General features: G+C 59.1%; 6 protein-coding genes. 2 read left to right on the forward strand and 4 right to left on the reverse strand.

All coding sequences use genetic code 11. From position 1 onward, the window contains the following. Positions 1–42 precede the first annotated feature (42 nt). The 4 genes from H097_RS23060 to H097_RS23075 form a co-directional block, all read right to left on the reverse strand. On the reverse strand, positions 43–1479 hold the full coding sequence (locus tag H097_RS23060) for an NAD(P)(+) transhydrogenase (Re/Si-specific) subunit beta (RefSeq protein WP_032862679.1): 1437 nt from the start codon (positions 1477–1479) through the stop codon (positions 43–45). After that, positions 1479–1799: an NAD(P) transhydrogenase subunit alpha gene (locus tag H097_RS23065; RefSeq protein ID WP_003233786.1), complete on the reverse strand. Its 321-nt coding sequence runs from the start codon at positions 1797–1799 to the stop codon at positions 1479–1481. The genes H097_RS23060 and H097_RS23065 overlap by 1 nt, the downstream gene beginning before the upstream one ends. A gap of 15 nt (positions 1800–1814) precedes the next feature. Then, positions 1815–2936 (reverse strand): Re/Si-specific NAD(P)(+) transhydrogenase subunit alpha, encoded by a 1122-nt coding sequence (locus H097_RS23070; protein ID WP_032862680.1) that lies wholly within the window; start codon positions 2934–2936, stop codon positions 1815–1817. Positions 2937–3385: 449 nt separating this feature from the next. Then, the gene (locus H097_RS23075; protein ID WP_032862681.1) at positions 3386–4285 is read right to left on the reverse strand and encodes a LysR family transcriptional regulator; all 900 of its coding nucleotides are present in this window, start codon (positions 4283–4285) and stop codon (positions 3386–3388) included. A gap of 157 nt (positions 4286–4442) precedes the next feature. On the opposite strand from H097_RS23075, the gene H097_RS23080 reads away from it, so the two are divergent. Both H097_RS23080 and H097_RS23085 read left to right on the forward strand, forming a co-directional pair. Next, complete coding sequence (locus H097_RS23080) at positions 4443–5624, forward strand: acyl-CoA dehydrogenase (RefSeq protein WP_029290432.1); 1182 nt, start codon at positions 4443–4445, stop codon at positions 5622–5624. 13 nt (positions 5625–5637) lie between these two features. Continuing rightward, a complete protein-coding gene (locus H097_RS23085; protein WP_032862682.1) occupies positions 5638–6858 on the forward strand; it encodes a CaiB/BaiF CoA-transferase family protein in 1221 nt (406 codons plus the stop codon). Positions 6859–7020: the final 162 nt, after the last annotated feature.

Below are 7020 nucleotides of genomic sequence, written 5' to 3' on the forward strand. Positions count from 1 at the left end.
CTACGGGAGGCCGGGGTTTCGGGTATTGCGCTGGAGCAGTGTTTATTCGACGGCCTTGACCATGTCTTCGATGACCTTCTTGGCATCGCCGAAGACCATCATGGTCTTGTCCAGGTAGAACAACTCGTTATCCAGGCCGGCGTAACCGCTGGCCATCGAGCGCTTGTTGACGATGATCGTCTTGGCCTTGAAGGCTTCGAGAATCGGCATGCCAGCGATCGGCGATTTCGGATCGTTCTTGGCGGCCGGGTTGACCACGTCGTTGGCGCCGAGCACCAGCACCACGTCGGCCTGGCCGAACTCGGAGTTGATGTCTTCCATCTCGAACACCTGGTCGTAAGGCACTTCGGCCTCGGCCAGCAGTACGTTCATGTGGCCAGGCATACGACCGGCGACCGGGTGGATCGCATACTTCACGGTGACACCGCGATGGGTCAGCTTCTCGGTCAGCTCTTTAAGTGCATGCTGCGCCCGTGCTACCGCCAGGCCATATCCCGGCACGATGATCACGGTGTCGGCGTTGGTCAGCAGGAAGGTGGCGTCGTCGGCTGAACCGGACTTCACCGGGCGCGCTTCTTTCGAGCCCGCTGGCCCTGCCGCATCCGGCGCGTTGCCGAAACCGCCGAGCAGTACGTTGAAGAAGGAGCGGTTCATCGCCTTGCACATGATGTACGAGAGGATCGCGCCGCTCGAACCGACCAGGGAGCCGGCGATGATCAGCATCGAGTTGTTCAGCGAGAAGCCGATACCTGCCGCAGCCCAGCCGGAGTAGCTGTTGAGCATCGACACGACTACCGGCATGTCGGCGCCGCCAATCGGGATGATGATCAGCACACCCAGCACAAAGGCCAGGGCCAGCATCACGGCGAAGGCGCTGAGGTTGCCGGTGAACATGAACACCAGGCCCAGGCCCAGCGTGGCCAGGCCCAGCACCAGGTTCAGCTTGTGCTGGCCGCCGAACTGTACCGGTGCGCCCTGGAACAGGCGGAACTTGTACTTGCCCGACAGCTTGCCGAAGGCGATGACCGAACCGGAAAAGGTAATGGCACCGATGGCAGCACCGAGGAACAGTTCCAGACGGTTGCCCGCAGGAATCGCATCGCCCAGTTGCTTGACGATGCCCAGCGATTGCGGCTCGACCACTGCGGCAATGGCAATAAACACCGCGGCCAGGCCGATCATGCTGTGCATGAAGGCGACCAACTCCGGCATCTTGGTCATTTCTACGCGCTTGGCCATGATCGAGCCGGCGGTGCCGCCGATCAGCAGGCCGACAATCACGTAGCCGATGCCGGCAGTGGCAAGCTCTGCACCGAGCTTATAGATGAGGCCAACGGTGGTGAGCACCGCCAGCGCCATGCCGAGCATGCCGAACAGGTTGCCGCGGCGTGACGTGGTCGGGTGCGACAGGCCTTTGAGGGCCTGGATGAAACAGATCGACGCGATCAGGTAGAGCGTCGTTACCAGATTCATGCTCATTACTTTTGCACCTCTTCTTTAGCCTTGGGCGCTTTCTTCTTGAACATCTCAAGCATCCTACGGGTAACCAGGAAGCCGCCGAACACGTTTACCGCTGCCAGAGCCACGGCCAGGGTGCCCATGGTCTTGCCCAGCGGCGTGACGGTGAGCGCGGCCGCAAGCATGGCGCCAACGATCACGATCGCCGAGATTGCGTTGGTCACCGCCATCAGTGGCGTGTGCAGCGCGGGGGTGACGTTCCAGACCACGTGATAACCGACATAAATCGCCAGCACGAAGATGATCAGGTTGTAGATACCGGGGGAGATAAGCTCTTCCATCGTCTGAATCCCTGCTTAGGCGTTTTTGCGGATGACTTGCCCGTCGCGGCACATCAGGCACGCGGCGACAATGTCGTCTTCGAGGTTGATTTCAAACTGCCCTTCCTTGGTGAAGACCAGCTTCAGGAAGTCCAGCAGGTTGCGCGCATACAGGGCCGACGCATCGGCAGCGACGGCACCGGCAAGGTTGGTCGGGCCGCAAATGGTCACGCCGTTTTCCACCACCACCTGGTCGGCGACGGTCAGCGGGCAGTTGCCACCTTGGGCGGCGGCCAGGTCGATCACCACAGAGCCTGGCTTCATCTGGGCGACGGTTTCGGCGCTCAGCAAAGTCGGGGCCTTGCGACCCGGAATCAGGGCGGTGGTGATGACGATATCGGCTTGCTTGGCGCGCTCATGCACGGCCAGGGCCTGGCGCTGCATCCAACTGGTGGGCATGGGGCGTGCGTAGCCGCCGACGCCAACAGCGCATTCGCGCTCTTCATCGGTCTCGTAGGGCACGTCGACGAACTTGGCGCCGAGGGACTCGATCTGCTCCTTCACGGCCGGTCGTACGTCGGACGCTTCGATGACGGCACCCAGGCGTTTCGCTGTAGCGATAGCCTGCAGGCCAGCCACGCCGGCGCCGAGGATCAGCACGCGAGCGGCTTTTACCGTACCGGCGGCGGTCATCAGCATGGGCATGAAGCGCGGGTAGTGATGAGCCGCCAGCAACACGGCCTTGTAGCCGGCAATGTTGGCCTGGGACGACAGCACATCCAGGCTCTGCGCACGGGAGGTACGCGGGGCGGCCTCCAGGGCGAAGGCGGTGATGCCATGTTCGGCCAGTCGGGTGATGGTTTCGTTGCTGAACGGATTGAGCATGCCCACCAACACGGTGCCGCTTTTAATCAGCGTCAGTTCGCTGTCGCTGGGGGCGACCACCTTGAGAATCAGCTCGGCGCCAAACGCGTCGCTGGCACTGCCAATGGTTGCGCCTGCCGTTTCATAGGCACTGTCCACGACACTGGCTTTGATGCCTGCACCGCTTTGTACAGTGACCTTATGGCCCTGGCCGATCAGCTTCTTGATGGTTTCCGGGGTTGCAGCAACCCGCGTTTCACCGGTCTGGGTTTCGAGAGGAACACCAATGTGCACGTCAAATCTCCTGCATGATCTTTTTGCTTTTGATTTTTGTAAAAAGGCCAGTGCACCGCGAGTGGCGCAACTGGGGCGGCCGATCAGCACGACCCCGCTGAAATGACAGCAGGGCGCGGCATTTTGCAGGCGAACTTTACGGCCTTCAAGGGATTATGACGGGTGACGAAAAATTAACTACAAGTCACCCTGTGACTGATTGTCGCAATGTGCCGGAATAACCTCTTTAAATACAAGTGTTTAAAGGGTTGTGGCGGGAAAAGTCGATTTTTGCAATCGCCAACATGAATAGTGGGTCATGGGTGCTAAATAACCGCTGAAGAGCTGACAGTCATTGGCTTGCAGGCGGTTTAAGATGCCATCGGTACAGTCTGTCAAAAGGCGACATATACTTATATCTGTAGGGCTGATAATTATTTGACTACAAGGTCAACAAAGTGCGAAAGCGTTTAAAACTGGTGGCTGTAGCGCTGCGCCTGGTCAATCAGCCAGTCTCGAAAGGCGTGTAATGACGCAGACTCTACCTTTTTCTCCGGAATCATCAGGTAATAAGCCTTGGTGCTGGTCAGCGCCTGTGGGTTGGCAATCACCAACTGTTTCTCGCTCAGCTCCCGTTGAATAAGGAAAGGCGGGATCAGCGCAATCCCCATGTCATGCATGGCTGCCTGGGACAGCATGGAGAATAGCTCGTAGCGTGGGCCTGTCATGTCCCGAGGGATGTTCAACTGCTGGGCGTTGAACCACTGGCGCCAGGCATAGGGGCGAGTGGTTTGCTGCAGCAGCGCCAGTTCGGCGATCTCCTCTGCGCTGAAGTACGAGCGGTTTTCCAGCAAGCGTGGGCTGCATACGGGGACCGGGTTTTCGCCCATCAGGCGGTGGGATTCGGTGCCGGACCAGTCGGCATCTCCGAAATAGATCGCGGCGTCGAAGTCCGTGTCGGCGAACAGGAATGGACGGGTACGGTTAGTCAGGTTGACTGTGACTTCAGGGTGTTGCTGCTGGAAGTCCTTGAGGCGCGGGATCAGCCACTGGGTGCCGAACGTGGGCACCACCGCCAGTTCGATCACATTGGCGCCTTGCTGGCCCATCACCGACAGGGTGTCGCGCTCCACGGCGTCCAGTTGCATGGCCACCCGCCGACTGTAGGAAAGCCCCGCTTCCGTGAGCTTTACCCCACGTCGTGAGCGACGAAACAGTTCGACACTCAAAAACTCCTCAAGGCCGGCGATCTGCCGGCATATCGCGCCCTGAGTGATGGAAAGCTCGTGCGCAGCCTTGGTAAAGCTCTCGTGGCGGGCAGCCGCTTCAAAACTGACGAGGGCTGTGGTGCTGGGGATTTTCCTGCGCATGTACCGTACCCTCACAAATAAAAGGCAGTTTTGCCCTTCTCAATCGTTACGGAGTGAGAAATTAGCACAAGCCTATGCAAAAACCTCGTTTGCCCTCCTCGCCTGCTCGGCCTAGGCTCCATGCACGACTTTTGATTTACTTCGCGAGGGCTCACTCATGGGCGGTAAGGCAAGCTTCAACTGGATCGATCCCCTGCTGCTGGATCAACAGCTCACCGAAGAAGAGCGCATGGTGCGCGACAGTGCTGAGCAATTTGCCCAGGACAAGCTGGCACCACGTGTGCTTGAAGCCTTCCGCCATGAAAAGACCGACCCCGCGATTTTTCGTGAGATGGGCGAGACCGGCCTGCTGGGTGCGATGATTCCCGAGCAGTACGGCGGCAGTGGCTTGAATTACGTCAGCTACGGCTTGATTGCCCGTGAAGTGGAGCGCGTCGACTCCGGCTATCGTTCGATGATGAGCGTGCAGTCCTCCCTGGTGATGGTGCCCATCAATGAATTTGGTACTGAAGCGCAAAAACAGAAGTATTTGCCCAAGTTGGCCTCGGGTGAGTGGATTGGTTGCTTCGGCTTGACCGAGCCCAACCACGGTTCGGACCCGGGCGCGATGATTACCCGTGCGCGCAAGGTGGATGGTGGCTACAGCCTGACCGGCAGCAAGATGTGGATCACCAACAGCCCGATTGCCGATGTGTTTGTGGTCTGGGGCAAGGACGACGCCGGCGACATTCGTGGTTTTGTCCTGGAGAAAGGTTGGAAGGGGCTGAGTGCTCCGGCGATTCACGGCAAGGTCGGCCTGCGAGCTTCGATTACCGGCGAAATCGTCATGGATAACGTGTTTGTTCCCGAAGAGAACATCTTCCCGGATGTGCGCGGCTTGAAAGGTCCGTTCACCTGCTTGAACTCAGCGCGCTACGGCATCTCTTGGGGCGCTTTGGGGGCGGCGGAGTTCTGCTGGCACACCGCGCGCCAGTACACCCTTGATCGCCAGCAGTTCGGGCGCCCATTGGCGGCTACCCAACTTATCCAGAAAAAGTTGGCCGATATGCAGACCGAGATCACCCTCGCCCTGCAAGGTTGCTTGCGTCTGGGGCGCATGAAAGATGAAGGCACGGCGGCGGTCGAGATCACCTCGATCATGAAGCGCAATTCCTGCGGCAAGTCCCTGGATATTGCCCGCATGGCTCGCGACATGCTCGGTGGCAACGGCATCTCCGATGAGTTCGGAATCGCCCGGCACCTGGTCAACCTGGAAGTGGTGAATACCTACGAAGGCACGCATGACGTTCATGCGCTCATCCTCGGGCGCGCCCAGACCGGTATCCAGGCGTTCTATTAATAGGAGTGTGACCATGGGCGCGCTATCGCATCTGCGGGTACTGGATTTGTCACGGGTGTTGGCGGGGCCTTGGGCCGGGCAGATTCTTGCCGACCTTGGCGCTGAGGTGATCAAGGTCGAGCGGCCCGGCAGTGGTGACGATACTCGCGCCTGGGGGCCGCCCTTCCTGAAGGATGCGTATGGTGAGAACACCAGCGAAGCGTCCTACTACTTATCGGCCAATCGTAATAAGGAGTCGGTGACGATCGACTTCACCCGGCCGGAGGGGCAGAAGCTGGTCCGGGACCTGGCGGCGAAGTCGGATATCTTGATCGAGAATTTCAAGGTGGGCGGCTTGGCGGCATATGGCCTGGACTATGAGTCGCTCAAGGAGCTCAACCCTGAGCTGATTTATTGCTCTATCACCGGGTTTGGCCAGACGGGGCCTTATGCGGCGCGAGCGGGCTACGACTTCATGATCCAGGGATTGGGCGGGTTGATGAGCCTGACGGGGCGGCCCGAGGGTGATGAGGGGGAAGGTCCGGTCAAGGTGGGTGTGGCGCTCACCGATATTCTGACCGGGCTTTACTCTACGGTGGCGATTCTGGCGGCTATGGCGCACCGCGACCATGACGGTGGTGGCCAGCACATCGATATGGCGTTGCTGGACGTGCAGGTTGCCTGCCTGGCCAATCAGGCGATGAATTACCTGACGACTGGGGTATCTCCCAAGCGGTTGGGTAATGCGCATCCGAATATCGTGCCGTATCAGGATTTCCCCACGGCTGATGGCGACTTCATCCTCACCGTGGGCAATGACAGCCAGTTTCGCAAGTTTGCCCAAGTCGCCGGGCAGCCGCAGTGGGCTGATGACTCGCGGTTTTCCACCAATAAGTTACGGGTGGCCAACCGGGCGGTGCTTATTCCATTGATTCGCCAGGCAACGGTCTTCAAGACCACTGCCGAGTGGGTGGCCCAGCTTGAGCAGGTCGGTGTGCCCTGTGGGCCGATCAATGATTTGGCGCAGGTGTTTGCCGATCCTCAGGTGCAGGCGCGTGGGCTGGCTATAGAGTTGCCTCACCCGCTGGCAGGCAAGGTGCCTCAGGTGGGGAGCCCCATACGGTTGTCCAAGACACCGGTGGAGTATCGCAGTGCGCCTCCTCTATTAGGCGAGCATACGGATCAGGTGCTCCGGCAGGTGCTGGGATTGAGTGCGACCAATGTGGCTGCTTTGAAAGAGGCAGGCGTCATTTGAGGTGCTTCTTCTATATAGAGGGTTTTTGGCGGGCTGGCATATGAAAGGCTGGGTGTTTTTTAATCGATTCTAAGTAATTGATAGAAAAGCAAAATAAGGGGTTGACGGCAGATTCTGGAAGTCTATAATTCGCCCCACTTCCGGCGCAGTCGAAACGGAAAA

The organism is Pseudomonas sp. FH4 (genome assembly GCF_000510915.2).
In the GTDB taxonomy this organism is placed as follows: Bacteria; Pseudomonadota; Gammaproteobacteria; order Pseudomonadales; family Pseudomonadaceae; genus Aquipseudomonas; species Aquipseudomonas brenneri.

Excerpts from the sequence above, each read along its gene's own strand:
- H097_RS23085 (WP_032862682.1), top strand. The coding sequence starts at position 5,638 with ATGGGCGCGCTATCGCATCTGCGGGTACTGGATTTGTCACGGGTGTTG.
- H097_RS23065 (WP_003233786.1), bottom strand. The coding sequence starts at position 1,799 with ATGGAAGAGCTTATCTCCCCCGGTATCTACAACCTGATCATCTTCGTG.
- H097_RS23060 (WP_032862679.1), bottom strand. The coding sequence starts at position 1,479 with ATGAGCATGAATCTGGTAACGACGCTCTACCTGATCGCGTCGATCTGT.
- H097_RS23080 (WP_029290432.1), top strand. The coding sequence starts at position 4,443 with ATGGGCGGTAAGGCAAGCTTCAACTGGATCGATCCCCTGCTGCTGGAT.
- H097_RS23075 (WP_032862681.1), bottom strand. The coding sequence starts at position 4,285 with ATGCGCAGGAAAATCCCCAGCACCACAGCCCTCGTCAGTTTTGAAGCG.